Annotated in this window: 12 protein-coding genes; 8 read left to right on the top strand and 4 right to left on the bottom strand. The window is 69.3% G+C overall.

What is annotated here, in order from left to right:
• A complete protein-coding gene (gene rbbA, locus KHC23_RS23450; protein WP_213376127.1) occupies positions 1–2,757 on the bottom strand; it encodes a ribosome-associated ATPase/putative transporter RbbA in 2,757 nt (918 codons plus the stop codon).
• Positions 2,754–3,803 (bottom strand): HlyD family secretion protein, encoded by a 1,050-nt coding sequence (locus tag KHC23_RS23445; RefSeq protein ID WP_213376126.1) that lies wholly within the window; start codon positions 3,801–3,803, stop codon positions 2,754–2,756. The genes rbbA and KHC23_RS23445 overlap by 4 nt, the downstream gene beginning before the upstream one ends.
• Before the next feature lie 208 nt (positions 3,804–4,011).
• Between KHC23_RS23445 and KHC23_RS23440 the strand changes: the two genes are divergently transcribed.
• From KHC23_RS23440 to KHC23_RS23415, 6 genes are all read left to right on the top strand, one after another.
• Positions 4,012–4,995 carry a zinc-dependent alcohol dehydrogenase family protein gene (locus KHC23_RS23440; protein ID WP_213376125.1) on the top strand — a complete coding sequence of 328 codons (984 nt, stop codon included), beginning with the start codon at positions 4,012–4,014 and terminating at the stop codon, positions 4,993–4,995.
• Positions 4,996–5,078: 83 nt separating this feature from the next.
• Complete coding sequence (locus tag KHC23_RS23435) at positions 5,079–7,454, top strand: phosphoketolase family protein (RefSeq protein ID WP_213376124.1); 2,376 nt, start codon at positions 5,079–5,081, stop codon at positions 7,452–7,454.
• Positions 7,455–7,567: 113 nt separating this feature from the next.
• A complete protein-coding gene (locus tag KHC23_RS23430) occupies positions 7,568–7,840 on the top strand; it encodes a PepSY domain-containing protein (RefSeq protein ID WP_213376123.1) in 273 nt (90 codons plus the stop codon).
• Positions 7,840–8,403 carry a cytochrome b/b6 domain-containing protein gene (locus tag KHC23_RS23425; protein ID WP_213376122.1) on the top strand — a complete coding sequence of 188 codons (564 nt, stop codon included), beginning with the start codon at positions 7,840–7,842 and terminating at the stop codon, positions 8,401–8,403. The genes KHC23_RS23430 and KHC23_RS23425 overlap by 1 nt, the downstream gene beginning before the upstream one ends.
• 6 nt (positions 8,404–8,409) lie before the next feature.
• Positions 8,410–9,087 (top strand): response regulator, encoded by a 678-nt coding sequence (locus KHC23_RS23420; RefSeq protein WP_213376121.1) that lies wholly within the window; start codon positions 8,410–8,412, stop codon positions 9,085–9,087.
• Positions 9,084–10,451, top strand: coding sequence for a sensor histidine kinase (locus KHC23_RS23415; protein ID WP_271188661.1), 1,368 nt, complete (start codon positions 9,084–9,086; stop codon positions 10,449–10,451). Before KHC23_RS23420 ends, KHC23_RS23415 begins: the two co-directional genes overlap by 4 nt.
• On the opposite strand, the gene KHC23_RS23410 is transcribed toward KHC23_RS23415, so the two are convergent.
• Both KHC23_RS23410 and KHC23_RS23405 read right to left on the bottom strand, forming a co-directional pair.
• Complete coding sequence (locus KHC23_RS23410) at positions 10,435–11,235, bottom strand: DUF72 domain-containing protein (RefSeq protein ID WP_213376120.1); 801 nt, start codon at positions 11,233–11,235, stop codon at positions 10,435–10,437. The genes KHC23_RS23415 and KHC23_RS23410 overlap by 17 nt on opposite strands.
• Positions 11,236–11,307: 72 nt before the next feature.
• A complete protein-coding gene (locus KHC23_RS23405; RefSeq protein ID WP_213376119.1) occupies positions 11,308–11,778 on the bottom strand; it encodes an Lrp/AsnC family transcriptional regulator in 471 nt (156 codons plus the stop codon).
• A gap of 129 nt (positions 11,779–11,907) precedes the next feature.
• Here KHC23_RS23405 and KHC23_RS23400 point away from each other — a divergent pair, with 129 nt between their 5' ends.
• Both KHC23_RS23400 and KHC23_RS23395 read left to right on the top strand, forming a co-directional pair.
• Positions 11,908–14,289 (top strand): transketolase, encoded by a 2,382-nt coding sequence (locus KHC23_RS23400; protein WP_213376118.1) that lies wholly within the window; start codon positions 11,908–11,910, stop codon positions 14,287–14,289.
• Positions 14,290–14,383: 94 nt separating this feature from the next.
• Positions 14,384–15,403 (top strand): NAD-dependent epimerase/dehydratase family protein, encoded by a 1,020-nt coding sequence (locus KHC23_RS23395; RefSeq protein WP_213376117.1) that lies wholly within the window; start codon positions 14,384–14,386, stop codon positions 15,401–15,403.
• Positions 15,404–15,415: the final 12 nt, after the last annotated feature.

Genomic DNA, 15,415 nt, shown 5'->3' with positions numbered 1-15,415 from the left:
TCAGGCCCCCTGCTTGCGCAGCGCCGCCATGGCGGCGGCGAGGAAGACCAGGGCGAGCGCGAACACCATGGCGATGTCCTGCCAGAGCGAGGCAAGGCCCAGCCCCTTGGTGAAGGCGCCGACGCTGACCTGCTGATACCAGGCGGAAGGGAAGGCCAGCCCCATGAGGCGCGCCCCGCCGGAGAGCGAGGACACCGGCACCAGCAGGCCGGAGAAGTTCACCGCCGGGATGATGGCGATGATCGCGGTGGCGAAGATCGCCGCCACCTGGCTGCGCACGAAGCTCGACACCAGCAGGCCGAAGGCGGTGGTCGCGAACACATAGACCAGCGAGCCGAAGGCCAGCGTGGCGAAGGAGCCCTTCACCGGCACGCCGAACACCAGGCGCGCCGCCACCACCATGGTGAGGAAGCTGACAAAGGCGATGGCGACATAGGGAAGCTGCTTGCCGAGCAGGAATTCGAAGCGCGTCACCGGGGTCGACTGGAAATTGGTGATCGAGCCGGTCTCCTTCTCCTTCACCACACCGAGCGCGGTCATGATGGCGGGGATCAGCACCAGCATCAGCATGATGACGTTCGGCACCATGGCGTTCACGCTCTTGAACGCCTGATTGTAGCGGTAGCGCGGCTCGATGGTGAACGGGGCGAGCGCGCCCGACGTGCCGGTGCTGCGCATCTGCGCGTCGGCGAGGTAGCTCTGGGCGATGCCCTGCACATAGCCGCGCGTGGTCTCGGCGCGGAACGGCATCGAGCCGTCGAGCCACACGCCGACCTCGGGCTGGCGCCCGCGCATGAGGTCGCGGCCGAAATCGGGGGGAATCTCGATGGCGAGCTTCAGTTCGCCGCTCTTGAGCCGCGTCTCCAGCTCCTCGATGGAGGCGATCGGCGCATGGGTCTCGAAATAGCGCGAGCCCTCGAAGCTCTCCAGCAATTGCCGGCTCTGCGCGCTGCGGTCCTGGTCGAAGGCGGCATAGGGCAGGTTCTCGACATCGAAGGAGATGCCGTAGCCGAAGGTGAACAGCAGCAGGATCGGCCCGATCAGCGCGAAAGCGAGCCGGGCGGGGTCGCGCGCGATCTCCAGCGCCTCGCGCCGGGTGTAGGCCCACAGCCGGCCGGCGTCGAAGCGCTTCACCGGGGCGAGGGCGGCGGGGCGCTGCTTCAGCTCGGCGCGCTCCTCCTCCCGGCCCATCCCGGCCTCCTCCAGCACGGCGATGAACACCTCTTCCAATGTCGCCATGCCGCGCGCGCGCTTCAGTGCCTCGGGCGTGCCGACCGCCAGCACCTTGCCCGCATGCATCAGCGAGATGCGGTCGCAGCGCTCGGCCTCGTTCATGAAATGGGTGGAGAGGAAGATGGTGACGCCGTCCTGGCGCGAGAGCTCGATCAGCGTGCGCCAGAAGCCGTCGCGCGCCACCGGGTCGACGCCGGAGGTCGGCTCGTCGAGGATGAGGATCTCCGGCCGGTGGATCACCGCCACGGCGAGCTGGAGGCGCTGGCGGATGCCCAGCGGCAGACTCTCGGGCCGCATATCGGCGACAGCGGCGAGGTCGAAGCGGGCCTCCATCTCGGCGACGCGCGCGGCGGCATCGGGTATCTCGAACAATTGCGCGTGCAGCACCAGGTTCTGCCGCACGGTGAGCTCGGCATAGAGCGAGAAGGCTTGCGACATGTAGCCGACGCGCTTGCGGGTCTCCATGTCGCCGCCGGCCAGCGGCGCGCCGAACAGCCTGGCTTCGCCCTCGCTCGCCGGCAGCAGGCCGGTGAGCATCTTCATCGTGGTCGACTTGCCCGAGCCGTTGGAGCCGAGGAAGCCGAAGATCTCGCCGCCCTCGATGCGGAAGTTCACATGATCGACGGCAACGAAATCGCCGAAGCGGCGGGTGAGGCCGGTTGCTTCGATAGCCGGCTCACCATCATGCATCACCGGCGGCAGGTCCGGCAGCGGCCCGTCCTGCGCGCGCTCGGCCGGTGGAAGCAGCGCGACGAAGGCGCGCTCCAGCGTGTCCTCGCCGGCCCGGGCGAGAATGTCGGCGGGGCTGCCGGTGGCGAGGACCCGCCCGCCATTCATCGCCGCCAGCCAGTCGAAGCGCTCGGCCTCCTCCATATAGGCGGTGGCGACGATGACGCTCATCGACGGCCGGCGGGCGCGCAGCCGCGCCATCAACTCCCAGAACTGCCGGCGCGAGAGCGGATCGATGCCGGTGGTCGGCTCGTCGAGGATGACGAGGTCGGGATCATGGATCAGCGCGGCGCAGATGCCGAGCTTCTGCTTCATGCCGCCCGACAGCTTGCCGGCCGGGCGCGCGGCGAAGGCGGAGAGGCCGGTGGCGGCCAGCAGTTCCTCGATGCGCTCGGCCCGCTCGCCGGCCCCCTGCCCGAACAGGCGGGCGAAGAAGTCGAGATTCTCCGTGATCGACAGGGTCGGGTAGAGGTTGCGCCCCAGCCCCTGCGGCATGTAGGCGACGCGCCCGCCGACCTGCCGCCGCCAGTGCCGGTCCGCCATGTCGCCGCCCAGCACCTCGACCCGGCCCTGCTGGAGACGGGTGACGCCGGCGGCGAGCGAGAGCAGGGTCGACTTGCCCACCCCGTCCGGCCCGATCAGCCCCGCCATGCAGCCTGCCGGAACGGAAAGGTCGACGCCGTCGAGCGCCAGCGTCCGGCCGTAGCGATGGGTGACACCGGCCAGGGCGATGACCGGCGGCACGACCGGTGCCTCCACCGGCGCAAGGGAGGCCTCGATGGCGGGCCCGCTCATTGCGGCAGCTTGACGCCGAGCGTGTCGGGCCAGGCGGTCGCGGGATCGGTGCGCACATAGGCGAGGCCGCGCACGCCGGTCTTCACCCGGTCCTCGTACTGGCGCAGCAATTCGGCCGCGATGCGCAGCTTGACACGGAACATCAGCTTCTCGCGCTCATCCGCCGTCTCCACCGATTTCGGCGTGAACTGCGCGCCGGAGGCGACGAAGCTCACCGTCGCCGGCACCACATAGTCCGGCGCCGGGTCGAGAATGATGCGCGCCTCGTCGCCCAGCGCCAGCCGCCCGGCGACGCGCGCGGGTACGAAGACGGTCATGTAGACGTCGGAGAGGTCGAGCAGGGTGACGATCGGCGCGCCGGCCGCCACCACCTCGCCGGACTGCACCAGCTTGTACTCGACCCGGCCCCGGCGCGGCGCCCGCAGGGTGGAATCGTCGATCTGCGACTGGATGCGCGCCACCTCGGCCCGCGCCGCATCGGCAGAGGCGTGCGCCTCGTCGAGCGCGGCATTGGCGGCCCTGAGCGCCGCCACCGCGACATTGAGCTGGCTCTGGCGCAGATCGAGCGACTGGGCGGTGCCATAGCCGCTCTGGTTGAGCCTGGAGGCACGCTGGTGCTCCTGCTCGGCGAGCGTGCGCTCGCTCTCGCGCTGGGCGATGGCGGCCTCGGCCTCGGCGATGGCCTTCTCCGCCCGGCGCACCTGCGCCTGCGCGCCGGCCAGTTGCGCCTCCAGCTCGGACGTGTCCATGCGGGCGACCACCTGCCCGGTTTCCACCGTCTGGCCCTCCTCGACCAGCACGGCGAGCACCCTGCCCGCCAGCTTGGCGGCGACCAGCACCTGCTCGGCCTCGATCCGGCCATTGGTGGAGAAGATGCCGGCCGGCAGCTTGTTTCCCGTGAGCCTGCCGATCAGCGCCTGCAGCTTCGCCGTGAGCCCCGCCGCCGAACCGCCGGCGGCGCTGTCCTGCGCCGCCGCGGGAAGCACCAGGCAGGCCGACAGGGCCAGCACGAGAGGCAAGAAGTGGGACCGTCGCTGGCTTGCCATCGTGCCTCCCTAGGATTGCACCGGATGATCCGGAGGATGGCGCAGCCCGCGCCATCCGCCAAGCCGCGCAAAAGCCGAAACCCGGGAGCGGCCCCGGCGCCGATGCATCTGAGTAGACGTCATTTGCGCCGGTGCCTTGACCGCGATCAACGAAAGGCCGGCAATGAACCTGTTGGATGGCGTCTCCGTCACACGCGAAGGATTTGCGATGAAGGCCATGGTCCTCCATGCCTATGGCGAGGCTCTTCGTCCCGAGGAGCGTCCCCTGCCCGTTCCGGGGCCCGGCGAGATCCGGGTGCGCGTGGAAGCCTGCGCCGTCTGCCGCACCGACCTTCACCTCGTCGACGGCGAATTGCCGCCCGGCCCGCTTCCGGTCGTGCCCGGCCATGAGATCGTCGGCATCGTCGAGGCGCGCGGGCCGGGCGTCGCGGCGCCGGCCATCGGCGCGCGGGTGGGCGTGCCATGGCTCGGCCACACCTGCGGCGCCTGCCCCTATTGCGCGATGCAGCGCGAGAACCTGTGCGACGCGCCGCTGTTCACCGGCTACACCCGCGACGGCGGCTTCGCCACCCATGTGGTGGCCGACGCCGCCTATTGCTTCCCGCTCGACAGCTTCCCTGATCCGGTAGCCGCCGCCCCGCTGATGTGCGCCGGGCTGATCGGCTGGCGGACGCTGAAGATGGCCGGCGAGGCGCGGCGGGTGGGCATTTACGGCTTCGGCGCCGCCGCCCATCTCATCGCCCAGCTCTGCCGCTGGCAGGGGCGCGACTTCTACGCCTTCACCCGCGCCGGCGACACCGGCGCGCAGGACCTCGCCCTCTCGCTCGGCGCACGCTGGGCCGGCGGCTCCGGGCAGGCGCCGCCCGAGGAGCTGGACGCCGCGCTCATCTTCGCCCCGGTCGGCGCGCTGGTGCCGCTGGCGCTGCGCGCGGTGCGCAAGGGCGGGCGCGTGGTGTGCGGGGGGATCCACATGAGCGACATCCCGCAATTTCCCTATTCCCTGCTGTGGGAGGAGCGGCAATTGCTCTCGGTAGCCAACCTGACCCGCGCCGACGCGCTGGAGTTTCTGGAACTGGCGCCGCGCGCGGGCATCGTCGCCACCACCACCACCTACGCGCTCGAGGACGCCAACGCGGCACTGGCCGATCTGCGCGCCGGGCGCTTCCACGGCGCGGCGGTGCTGGTGCCGTGACACGCAAAGACCTCACACAAAGCGACGCGGCGCGGATGCGCCCTATCTCACCTGTCAGCAACATATCCGGAGAGGAATTCGCAATGGCGACGGAACAGGCGACGGGCACGCTCGGCCCGGATCTCGTGCAGCGGATGAACGCGTGGTGGCGGGCGGCGAACTATCTCTCGGTCGGGCAGATCTACCTGCTCGCCAACCCGCTGCTGCGCGAGACGCTGACGCTCGACCACGTCAAGCCGCGCCTGCTCGGCCATTGGGGCACGACGCCGGGGCTGAACTTCCTCTATGTCCATCTCAACCGCCTGATCCGCGACACCGACGCCGACGTGCTGTTCATCGCCGGTCCCGGCCATGGCGCGCCGGGCGTGGTGGCGGCGACCTATCTGGAGGGCACCTATAGCGAGCTCTACCCGGACGTCTCCCGCGACGAGGCCGGCCTGTGCCGGCTGTTCCGCCAGTTCTCCTTTCCCGGCGGCATTCCCAGCCACGCCGCGCCGGAGACCCCCGGCTCGATCCATGAGGGCGGCGAACTCGGCTATTCGCTCTCCCATGCCTATGGCGCGGTGCTGGACAACCCGGACCTGATCGTCGCCTGCGTGGTCGGCGACGGCGAGGCCGAGACCGGGCCGCTCGCCACCTCCTGGCACGGCAACAAGTTCCTCAACCCGGCCGCCGACGGCGCGGTGCTGCCGATCCTGCACCTCAACGGCTACAAGATCGCCAACCCGACCATTCTCGCCCGCATCCCGCATGAGGAGCTGGCGGCGCTGATGCAGGGCTATGGCTACGACCCGCTCTTCGTCGAGGGCGAGGACCCCGAGCCGATGCACCAGGCGATGGCGGCCGCGCTGGACGAGGCCTATGGCAAGATCCGGGCGATCCAGGAAGCGGCCCGCGCGCGCGGCGACACCGACCGCCCGCGCTGGCCGATGATCGTGCTGCGCAGCCCCAAGGGCTGGACCGGCCCGAAGACGGTGGACGGCAAGAAGGCGGAAGGCTTCTGGCGCTCGCACCAGGTGCCGTTCTCCGACATGTCGAAGCCCGAGCATCTCGCCCTGCTCGAAGAGTGGATGAAGAGCTACCGGCCGGAAGAGCTGTTCGACGCGGCGGGGTGCCTTCGCCCCGAGATCGCCTCGCTCGCCCCGGACGGGGTCAAGCGCATGAGCGCCAACCCGCACGCCAATGGCGGCACGCTGCGCCGTCCGCTGCGCCTGCCCGACTTCGCCGACTACGCGGTCGAGGTGGCCCGGCCCGGCGACCGCGAACTGGAATCGACCCATGTGATGGGCACCTTCCTGCGCGATGTGATGAAGCAGAACGCGGACACCCGGAACTTCCGCGTCTTCGGCCCCGACGAGACCGCTTCCAACCGGCTGCAGGCGCTGTTCGAGGTGACCGACCGCGCCTGGGACGCGCAGACGCTGTCCTATGACGACCATCTCGCCCGCGACGGGCGGGTGATGGAGATGCTGTCCGAGCACATGTGCCAGGGCTGGCTGGAGGGCTATCTGCTCACCGGCCGGCACGGCCTGTTCTCCTGCTACGAGGCGTTCATCCACATCGTCGATTCGATGTTCAACCAGCACGCCAAATGGCTGAAATCGTCGAAGGAGGTGGAATGGCGCCGCCCCATCGCCTCGCTCAACTACCTGCTGACCTCGCATGTCTGGCGCCAGGACCATAACGGCTTCAGCCACCAGGACCCCGGCTTCATCGACCATGTGGTGAACAAGAAGGCGGAGATCGTGCGGGTCTACCTGCCGCCGGACGCCAACACGCTGCTCTATGTCACCGACCACTGCCTGCGCTCGTGGAACCGGGTGAACGTCATCGTCGCCGGCAAGCAGCCGGCCCCGCAATGGCTGGACATGGACAGCGCCATCAAGCATTGCGCGCAGGGCATCGGCATCTGGGAATGGGCCTCGACCGATGGCGGGGTCGACCCCGACGTGGTGCTGGCCTGCGCCGGCGACGTGCCCACACTGGAGACGCTGGCCGCCGCCGAGCTGCTGCGCGGTTTCTTCCCCGACCTCAAGGTCCGCGTCGTCAACGTGGTCGACCTGATGACGCTGCAGCCGAAATCCGAACACCCGCACGGGCTGTCGGACAATGATTTCGACGCGCTGTTCACCACCGACAAGCCGGTGATCTTCGCCTATCACGGCTATCCCTGGCTCATCCACCGCCTCGCCTATCGCCGCGCCAACCACGACAACATGCATGTGCGCGGCTATGTCGAGGAGGGTTCCACCACCACGCCGTTCGACATGGTGGTGCGCAACCGGCTGGACCGCTTCCACCTCGTCGCCGACGTGCTCGACAGGGTGCCGAAGCTGAAGACCAACGCCCATGTGCGGCAGGCGATCCGCGACAAGCTGACCGAGCATGCGCGCTACATCCGCGCCCATGGCCTCGACATGCCGGAAGTGCGCGACTGGAAATGGTCGGGCGCGAAATAGCGCCCGCCGCCGGGGTTTCCCTTGGGGGCGCCTGACAGGCGGCGGACAGGCGGCCGCCGCTAGCTTCCGGGCGATCGCCGCTTTCGGGCGATCGTCCGGATCAGGAAAGCACCATGAAGAAGATCATTGCCGGCCTCGTCGCCTTCTCCGTCCTTGCGCCCGCCGCCGCCTTCGCCGGCCCGGCCTGCACCTCCGAGGCGAGGGAAAAGTGGATGAGCGAGGACGCCATGAAGGCCAAGGTGGCGGAGATCGGCTACCAGAAGATCAAGACCTTCAAGGTCTCGGGCTCCTGCTATGAGATCTACGGCTACACCAAGGACAACAAGAAGGCCGAAGTCTATTTCAACCCGGTTACCGGCGCCGTCGTGAAGTCCGAGATCGACTGATGACCGAGCGGGTCGTTCAGGCCGGCGGCCGCGCGCCGCCGGCCGCGGGCGCGCGTGTCCGGGTGTGGGACCCGGTCGTGCGCCTGTTCCACTGGACCGTGGTCACCGGCTGCGTCCTCAACCTGTTCATTCTGGAGGACGGCGAGAGCCCGCACCGGATCGTCGGCTATGTCGTCGCCGGCGCGCTCGCGGTCCGCCTCGTCTGGGGCTTCACCGGCACGAAATACGCGCGCTTCGCCGACTTCGTGCCGACACCCGCCCGCCTCGTCGCCTATGTCCGCGCGCTGCGGCATGGCCACGAGCCGCGCCTGCTCGGCCACAACCCGGCCGGGGCGGCGATGATGCTGGCGCTGATGGCGCTGCTCGCCGGCGTGTGCCTCACCGGCTGGATGAGCACGCTCGACGCTTTCTGGGGCGAGGACTGGCTGGAAGAGCTTCACGAGACCCTCGCCAATGCCATACTGGTGCTGGCGCTGCTGCACGCGGCGGCGGCGCTGTTCGAAAGCGTGCGCCACCGCGAGAACCTGGTGTGGTCCATGGTGACCGGATGGAAAAGGCGGTGAGCGCGGATGCGGCTTCTTCTGGTTGAAGACAGCGCCCGTCTGCGCGATCTGGTGGGCGAGACCATCCGCGCCGCCGGCTGGCGGCTCGACGCGGTGGGCGGCGCGGGCGAGGCGCAGGATGCGCTCGCCTCCACCCATTACGACCTGATCCTGCTCGATCTCGGCCTGCCCGATGGCGACGGGCTCGACCTCGTGCGCGGCCTGCGCCGCAACCGCAACGGCACCCCGGTGCTGGTGCTGACCGCGCGCGGCGCGGTAGACGAGCGCATCGCCGGCCTCGACGCCGGCGCCGACGACTATCTGACCAAGCCGTTCAACAATGGCGAGCTGCTGGCCCGCGCCCGGGCGCTGCTGCGCCGGGCACCGGTCTCCTCCAACCCGGTGCTGGAGGCGGGGGCTTTGCGCTTCGACCCCGCCACGCAGGAGACGCGCTGCGGCGCGGAGGTGATCGCGCTGGCCCCGCGCGAGCGGGCGGCGCTGGAAATACTGCTGCGCAATGCCGGCCGCGTGACGCCCAAGCGCGGGTTGGAGGAGCGCCTCTCCGGCTTCGACGAGGAGGTGAGCCCCAACGCCATCGAGGTCGTGCTGTCACGGCTGCGCCGGCGGCTCGCGCCCTTCCCCACCCGAACCGCCATCGAGACGGTGCGCGGCGTCGGCTACCTGCTGCGCGAGACCGAGGCGTGAGAACCGCCGGGGTGCGGGCGCCGCTCGGGCGCCTCGTCGCGCTGCGCATCGTGCTGTTCGCGGCGCTGGCGATGCTGGCGCAGCTCGTCGCCGTGCTGGTGGAATATGGCAGCGACCCGGAATATCTCTCCCTTCTCGCCCTCGAACAGGAAACCGACGCCCTTGCCACCGGACTGGTGAGCGCCGGCACGCGGCTCTCCTACCAATTGCCGCCGGACCTCGCCGGCCGCTATGGCACCGAGGCCTCGGGCTATGTGGCGCGGGTGCGCACGGCGAGCGGGGTGGTGCTGTTCTCCCATTGCGACGCGGACTGCATCGAGCACTTCCTGCCGCTCGAGCTCAACCCGCCGACCTTCTGGCTGCGCGTGCTCTCGCCGGGATACCCGCTGTCCTTTGCCGGCGGCCGCATCATCGAACGTGGTGACCAGAGGATCTTCTTCGAGATCGCGATGAGGGGCGACACGCAGAACGTCGTCTGGGAGGTGTTGGGCGACGAGGTGCTCGACCACATGGTGCTGCCGATGAGCCTGACGCTCATCTTCGTGCTCGGCGCCACGCTCATCTCCATCCGCGCCGCGCTGGCGCCGGTGACGGCGGCGGCCGAGCAGGCCGAGCGGCTCGACCCGCTGAGCCCGGACGCCCGGCTGGAGCAGGCCGGCATGCCGCGCGAGATCGCCCAGCTCGCCGGCGCGGTGAACCGCTCCTATGCCCGCACCCGCGAACTGATGGAGGCGCAGAAGCTCTTCACCTCCGCCATCGCCCACGAGATCCGCACCCCGCTGGCGGTGATCCGGCTGGAGCTGGAGCGCATCGACGACCCGGCGGCGCGCCGGACCCTCGGCGAGCTGGACGAACTCACCCATTTCGTCGAGCAGCTGGTGACGCTGGCCCGGCTGGAGGCCTCCGACCGCAGCGGCTTCACCCCGGTGGCGCTGGACGAGATCGGCCGCGACATGGTGGCCACGCTGGCGCCCTTCGTCTATGCGCGCGGGGGCCGCATCGCCTTCGAGGAGACCGACAATCCCGGTGTGCCCGGCAATGCCGCGCTGCTGAAGGACGCCATCCGCAACCTGATCGAGAACGCCGTCCGCCATGGCGGGCCGGGCGTATCCATCGTGGTGCGGACCGATGACGGTCCCGGCATCGCGGTGATCGACGACGGTCGCGGCTTCGATCCGGCGGCGGGCGACCCTCACGACGCGCCCGGCCATTACCGCCGCGCCGGCGGGCTCGGCATCGGGCTGGAGATCATCCGCCGCATCGCCGCGCTGCATGGCGGGCGGCTGGAGATCACACGGGTGGCGCCGCGCGGCACGCAGGCGCGGCTGGCATTTGCCCGCGAGCCGCTCACACCCGCTCGATGAGCGCCATGGCGGCGGCGGGGTTGCGGGGCTTGAAGCCCGAGATGACGAACAGGAACACCTCGCGCGGCGCGGCTTGCGCCGGCGGGGCGAGCAACGCCCCCTTCAGCGCCGGCGGCGTTTCGCCCGAAGCCCACGCTTTCGCCGTCGCGGCCCAGCCGTCCAAAGCCGCGGGCGCGTAGCCGAGCGCCTCATCCTCGCTTGTGCCCATGATGCGGGCATAGACGAAGGGGGCGGTGACATCGGCGATGACGGGAAACGCGCTGTCGCCGGCAAAGATGATGGCGACGCCGTATTCCCGCGCCAGCGCGACGAAGTCCGGCGACTTGAAGCTGTCGTGCCGCACCTCCACCGCGTGGCGGATGTCCTGCCCCTCGACGCGCCGGGGCAGAAGCTTGAGGAAGGCCTCGAAATCGTCCGGGTCGAATTTCTTGGTGGCCATGAACTGCCAGTTCACCGGGCCGAGCTTCTCCTTCAGCTCGGTCACCCCGCTGTTGAAGAAGCGCTCGATCGATTCACCCGCCTCGCCCAGCACCCGGCGATTGGTGGTGAAGCGCGGGCCCTTGAGCGAGAAGACGAAGCCGTCCGGCGTCTCGGCCCGCCATCTGGCGAAGCTCTCGGGCTTCTGCGAGCCGTAATAGGTGCCGTTGATCTCGATGGCGGTGAGCTTCGAGCCGGCATATTCCAGCTCGCGCTTCTGGGTCAGGCCTTCGGGATAGAACACCCCGCGCCACGGCTCGAACGTCCAGCCGCCGACGCCGATGCGGATAGGACCGTGCTTCGCCATGGCTGCCTCGCGCCTCGTGCCGGAAGGGCCGGCAGGATAGGGGCCGTCGCCCGCGCCGGCAATCATCCGCGTTCACGCGATCGGCAGCGCCTGCGAATGCTTTACCTGGCTCAGCGCGAAGCTCGATTCGATCGAGGCGACGCCCTCCAGCCGGGTCAGCGTGCGCTTGAGGAAGGCTTCATAGGCCGGCAGGTCCTTGACCACGATGCGCAGGAGATAGTCGCGCTGCCCGGTCATCAGGTAGCACTCGACGATTTCCGGCCAGCGGGCGATCGCCTTGGCGAAGCGGTCAAGCTCATCCTCGCGCTGGCGCTCCAGCTTGATCGAGGCGAACACGCTGACCGGCAGCCCGACCTTGTCCTGATCTACGACAGCCACATAGCGCCTGATGACGCCCGCCGCCTCCAGGTTGCGCACCCGCCGGGCGCAGGGCGAGGGCGACAGGCCAACCTCCGCCGCCAGCGCCTCCATCGTGGTATGCGCGTCCTGCTGGAGGGTGGCGAGGATCCTGCGGTCGATGGCGTCGAGTTTCAGTTCGGGCATAAAACACCAGGAAATGACAGGATAATGGTGATTTCAGCCATGAAAGGCACCATTCGCGACCGATAATAGCTCCAAACGCCTTCGCCTTGTACCTAGCATTCGTCCATGGGTGAGCCCGGAGCGCCGACCATGGCCAAGACCGCCACAGACAGTGCCGACCACGCCGCCGCCGACATCGCGATCCTCAAAGAGCTGGAGCGCAAGATCCTGTGGCTGGCGACGTGGACCATCCACAATGCCAACCATGTGCGCCCCAACGCCGACGGGCTGAAGGTCGGCGGCCATCAGGCCTCCTCCGCCTCGCTCGCCACCATCATGACCGCGCTCTACCTCAGGGCGCTGCGCCCCGAGGACCGGGTGGCGGTGAAGCCGCATGCCAGCCCGATCTTCCACGCCATCCAGTATCTCTCCGGCAAGCAGACGCGGGAGAAGCTGGAGAATTTCCGCGCCTATGGCGGCGCGCAGTCCTACCCCTCCCGCACCAAGGACATCGACGACGTCGATTTCTCCACCGGCTCGGTCGGGCTCGGCGTGGCGCAGACGCTGTTCGCCTCGCTGGTGCAGGACTATCTCGCCGCCAAGGGGCTGGGACAGGGCCCCGAGGGCAAGATGGTCGCGCTCGTCGGCGATGCCGAGATGGACGAAGGCAACATCTTCGAGGCGCTGCTGGAGGGCTGGAAGCACGGCCTGCGCAACACCTGGTGGATCGTCGACTACAACAGGCAGAGCCTCGACGCCGTGGTGCGCGAGGGGCTGTGGGAGCGGTTCGAATCCATCTTCCGCAACTTCGGCTGGGATGTGGTGATCCTGAAATACGGCCAGCTGCAGCAGGCGGCGTTCAGGGAGAAGGGCGGCGCGGCGCTCAAGCGCTGGATCGACACCTGCCCGAACCCGCTTTACTCGGCGTTGACCTTCCAGGGCGGCAAGGCCTGGCGCAAGCGGCTGATGGACGACATCGGCGACCAAAGCGAGGTCAGCGCGCTGCTCGACCGCCGTTCGGATGACGAACTGGCGGCGCTGATGGGCAATCTCGGCGGGCACGACCTGCCCTCGCTGGTCGACGCCTTCGAGGCCGCCCGCCGCCATGACCGGCCGGTCTGCTTCATCGCCTACACCATCAAGGGCTTCGGCCTGCCGCTCGCCGGCCACAAGGACAACCATGCCGGGCTGATGACGCCGACGCAGGTGGAAACCCTGCGCACGCGCCACGATGTCCGCCCCGGGCATGAATGGGACCTGTTCGAGGGGCTGGCGACGCCGCCCGCGACGCTGCAGGCGTTTCTTGACGCCGTGCCGTTCCACACCGAAGGCACGCGCCGCCACGCGCCGCCGAAGATCGAGGTGCCCGCCGCGCTCGACGTGCCGCTGCAGCCTGCCATGTCGACCCAGCAGGGCTTCGGCCTGCTGCTGAACGAAATCGGCAAGCGCGAGGACACCTTCGCTCGCCGCGTCGTCACTACCTCGCCCGATGTGACCGTCTCGACCAATCTCGGGGCGTGGGTGAACCGGCGCAAGCTGTTCGCGCGCGAGGAACTGGCCGACACCTTCAAGAAGGAGCGCATTCCCTCGACCTATAATTGGGAATTCGCCCCGAGCGGCCAACACCTGGAACTCGGCATCGCCGAGATGAACCTGTTCACCATGCTCTCGGCGCTCGGCCTGTCGCATTCGCTGTTCGGCGAGCGGCTGCTGCCCATCGGCACGCTGTACGATCCCTTCATCGAGCGCGGGCTCGACGCGCTGAACTATGCCTGCTACCAGGACGCCCGCTTCATCATCGCCGCCACGCCTTCCGGGGTGACGCTGGCGCCGGAGGGCGGGGCGCACCAGTCCATCGCCACGCCGCTGATCGGCATGGCGCAGGATGGGCTGGCGAGCTTCGAGCCGGCCTTTGTCGATGAACTCGCCGTCATCCTGCGCTTCGCCTTCGCGCATGTGCAGGCGGAGGATGGCGGCTCGGCCTCTTTGCGCCTGTCCACCCGCACCATCGAGCAACCGCGCCGGACCATGGACGCGGCGCTGGCGGCCGACATCGTGAAGGGCGGCTACTGGCTGCGCCGGCCGGGGCCGAACGCGCAGGTGGTCATCGCCTATAGCGGGGCGCTGGCGCCGGAAGCGATCGAGGCGGTGGGGCTGATCGCCGAGGACCGGCGCGATGTCGGCCTGCTCGCCGTCACCTCGGCCGACCTCCTGCATGGCGGCTGGACGCAGGCGCAGCGTGCCCGCGAAGCCGGTGATGCGGGCGCCCGCGCCCATGTCGAGACGCTGCTCGACGCGGTGCCGCCGGGCTGCGCCATCATCAGCGCCGTGGACGGCCACCCGGCGACGCTGGGCTGGCTCGGTGCCGTGCACGGCCACCGCGCGCGGGCGCTGGGGGTCGAGCATTTCGGCCAGACCGGCACCATTGCCGACCTCTACCGCCATGTCGGCATCGACGCGCAGGGCATGGTGCGGGCAGCACAGGCCATGGCGCCGGGCCGGCCGATCCGCCATCTGCGCGCCGTGGGCTGACCCGGCGCGGCGTTGCTTCCCAAGCCTGCCGGCCCCTTGTAACACAGCCGGCAGGGCAAGGCCGCGCTCCCTGGCGCGGCAGCGGGAGAACAGCGTGTCGCAACGGCGCATCTTCATCACCGGCACGGCCGGCTTCATCGGCTTTCACCTCGCCCGCCGGTTGCTGGCGCAGGGCTGGCGCGTCCACGGCTATGACGGGATGACGGACTATTACGACGTCCGCCTCAAGCAGCGCCGTCATTCCATGCTGGCACAAAACGAGGCCTTCGCCGCCACCGAGGCGCTGCTGGAGGATTTCGACACGCTCCGGGCGGCGGTCGAGGACTTCCAGCCGGACGTGATCGTCCATCTCGCGGCGCAGGCGGGCGTGCGCTACAGCCTGGAGAATCCGCGCGCCTATATCGAGGCCAACATCGTCGGCACCTTCAACGTGATGGAATGCGCCCGCGCGGTGCCGGTGCAGCACCTGCTGATGGCCTCGACCTCCTCGGTCTACGGCGCCAATGAGGAGATGCCGTTCCGCGAGACCGACAAGGCCGACACACCGCTCACCATCTATGCCGCCACCAAGAAGGCGAACGAGGCGATGGGCCATTCCTACGCCCATATCTACGCCCTGCCGACGACGATGTTCCGCTTCTTCACCGTCTATGGCCCGTGGGGCCGGCCGGACATGGCGCTGTTCAAGTTCACCCGCGGCATCATCGAGGGCACGCCGATCGACATCTACAATCACGGCGAGATGTGGCGCGACTTCACCTATGTCGACGACCTCGTCGAGGGCATAAGGCTGCTGATCGACACCGTGCCGCCGCTGCCCGGCGCGCGGGGCGAAGCTTTGCCCGGCGACAGCCTCAGCCCGGCGGCGCCGTTCCGCGTGGTCAATATCGGCAATTCCGAGAAGGTGCGCCTGCTCGACTTCATCGACGCCATCGAACAGGAGACCGGCCGCACCGCGCTCCGCAACTATTTGCCGATGCAGCCCGGCGACGTGCCCGCCACCTGGGCCGAGGCGGGCCTGATCAAGGCGCTGACCGGCTACCGTCCGCACACACCCTTCCGCGAGGGCGTGGCGCGCTTCGTGGCGTGGTACCGGGACTATTACGGGGCGTAGGCCGGGCGCCGG

Origin of the sequence: Ancylobacter dichloromethanicus, from assembly GCF_018390645.1 — a bacterium.
In the GTDB taxonomy this organism is placed as follows: domain Bacteria; phylum Pseudomonadota; class Alphaproteobacteria; order Rhizobiales; family Xanthobacteraceae; genus Ancylobacter; species Ancylobacter dichloromethanicus.
The sequence above is the reverse complement of the archived record's forward strand: the minus strand, read 5'-3'. Positions and strand labels throughout refer to the sequence as shown.

Excerpts from the sequence above, each read along its gene's own strand:
- KHC23_RS23410 (WP_213376120.1), bottom strand. The coding sequence starts at position 11,235 with ATGGCGAAGCACGGTCCTATCCGCATCGGCGTCGGCGGCTGGACGTTC.
- rbbA (WP_213376127.1), bottom strand. The coding sequence starts at position 2,757 with ATGAGCGGGCCCGCCATCGAGGCCTCCCTTGCGCCGGTGGAGGCACCG.
- KHC23_RS23440 (WP_213376125.1), top strand. The coding sequence starts at position 4,012 with ATGAAGGCCATGGTCCTCCATGCCTATGGCGAGGCTCTTCGTCCCGAG.
- KHC23_RS23445 (WP_213376126.1), bottom strand. The coding sequence starts at position 3,803 with ATGGCAAGCCAGCGACGGTCCCACTTCTTGCCTCTCGTGCTGGCCCTG.
- KHC23_RS23420 (WP_213376121.1), top strand. The coding sequence starts at position 8,410 with ATGCGGCTTCTTCTGGTTGAAGACAGCGCCCGTCTGCGCGATCTGGTG.
- KHC23_RS23405 (WP_213376119.1), bottom strand. The coding sequence starts at position 11,778 with ATGCCCGAACTGAAACTCGACGCCATCGACCGCAGGATCCTCGCCACC.
- KHC23_RS23400 (WP_213376118.1), top strand. The coding sequence starts at position 11,908 with ATGGCCAAGACCGCCACAGACAGTGCCGACCACGCCGCCGCCGACATC.
- KHC23_RS23430 (WP_213376123.1), top strand. The coding sequence starts at position 7,568 with ATGAAGAAGATCATTGCCGGCCTCGTCGCCTTCTCCGTCCTTGCGCCC.
- KHC23_RS23425 (WP_213376122.1), top strand. The coding sequence starts at position 7,840 with ATGACCGAGCGGGTCGTTCAGGCCGGCGGCCGCGCGCCGCCGGCCGCG.
- KHC23_RS23435 (WP_213376124.1), top strand. The coding sequence starts at position 5,079 with ATGGCGACGGAACAGGCGACGGGCACGCTCGGCCCGGATCTCGTGCAG.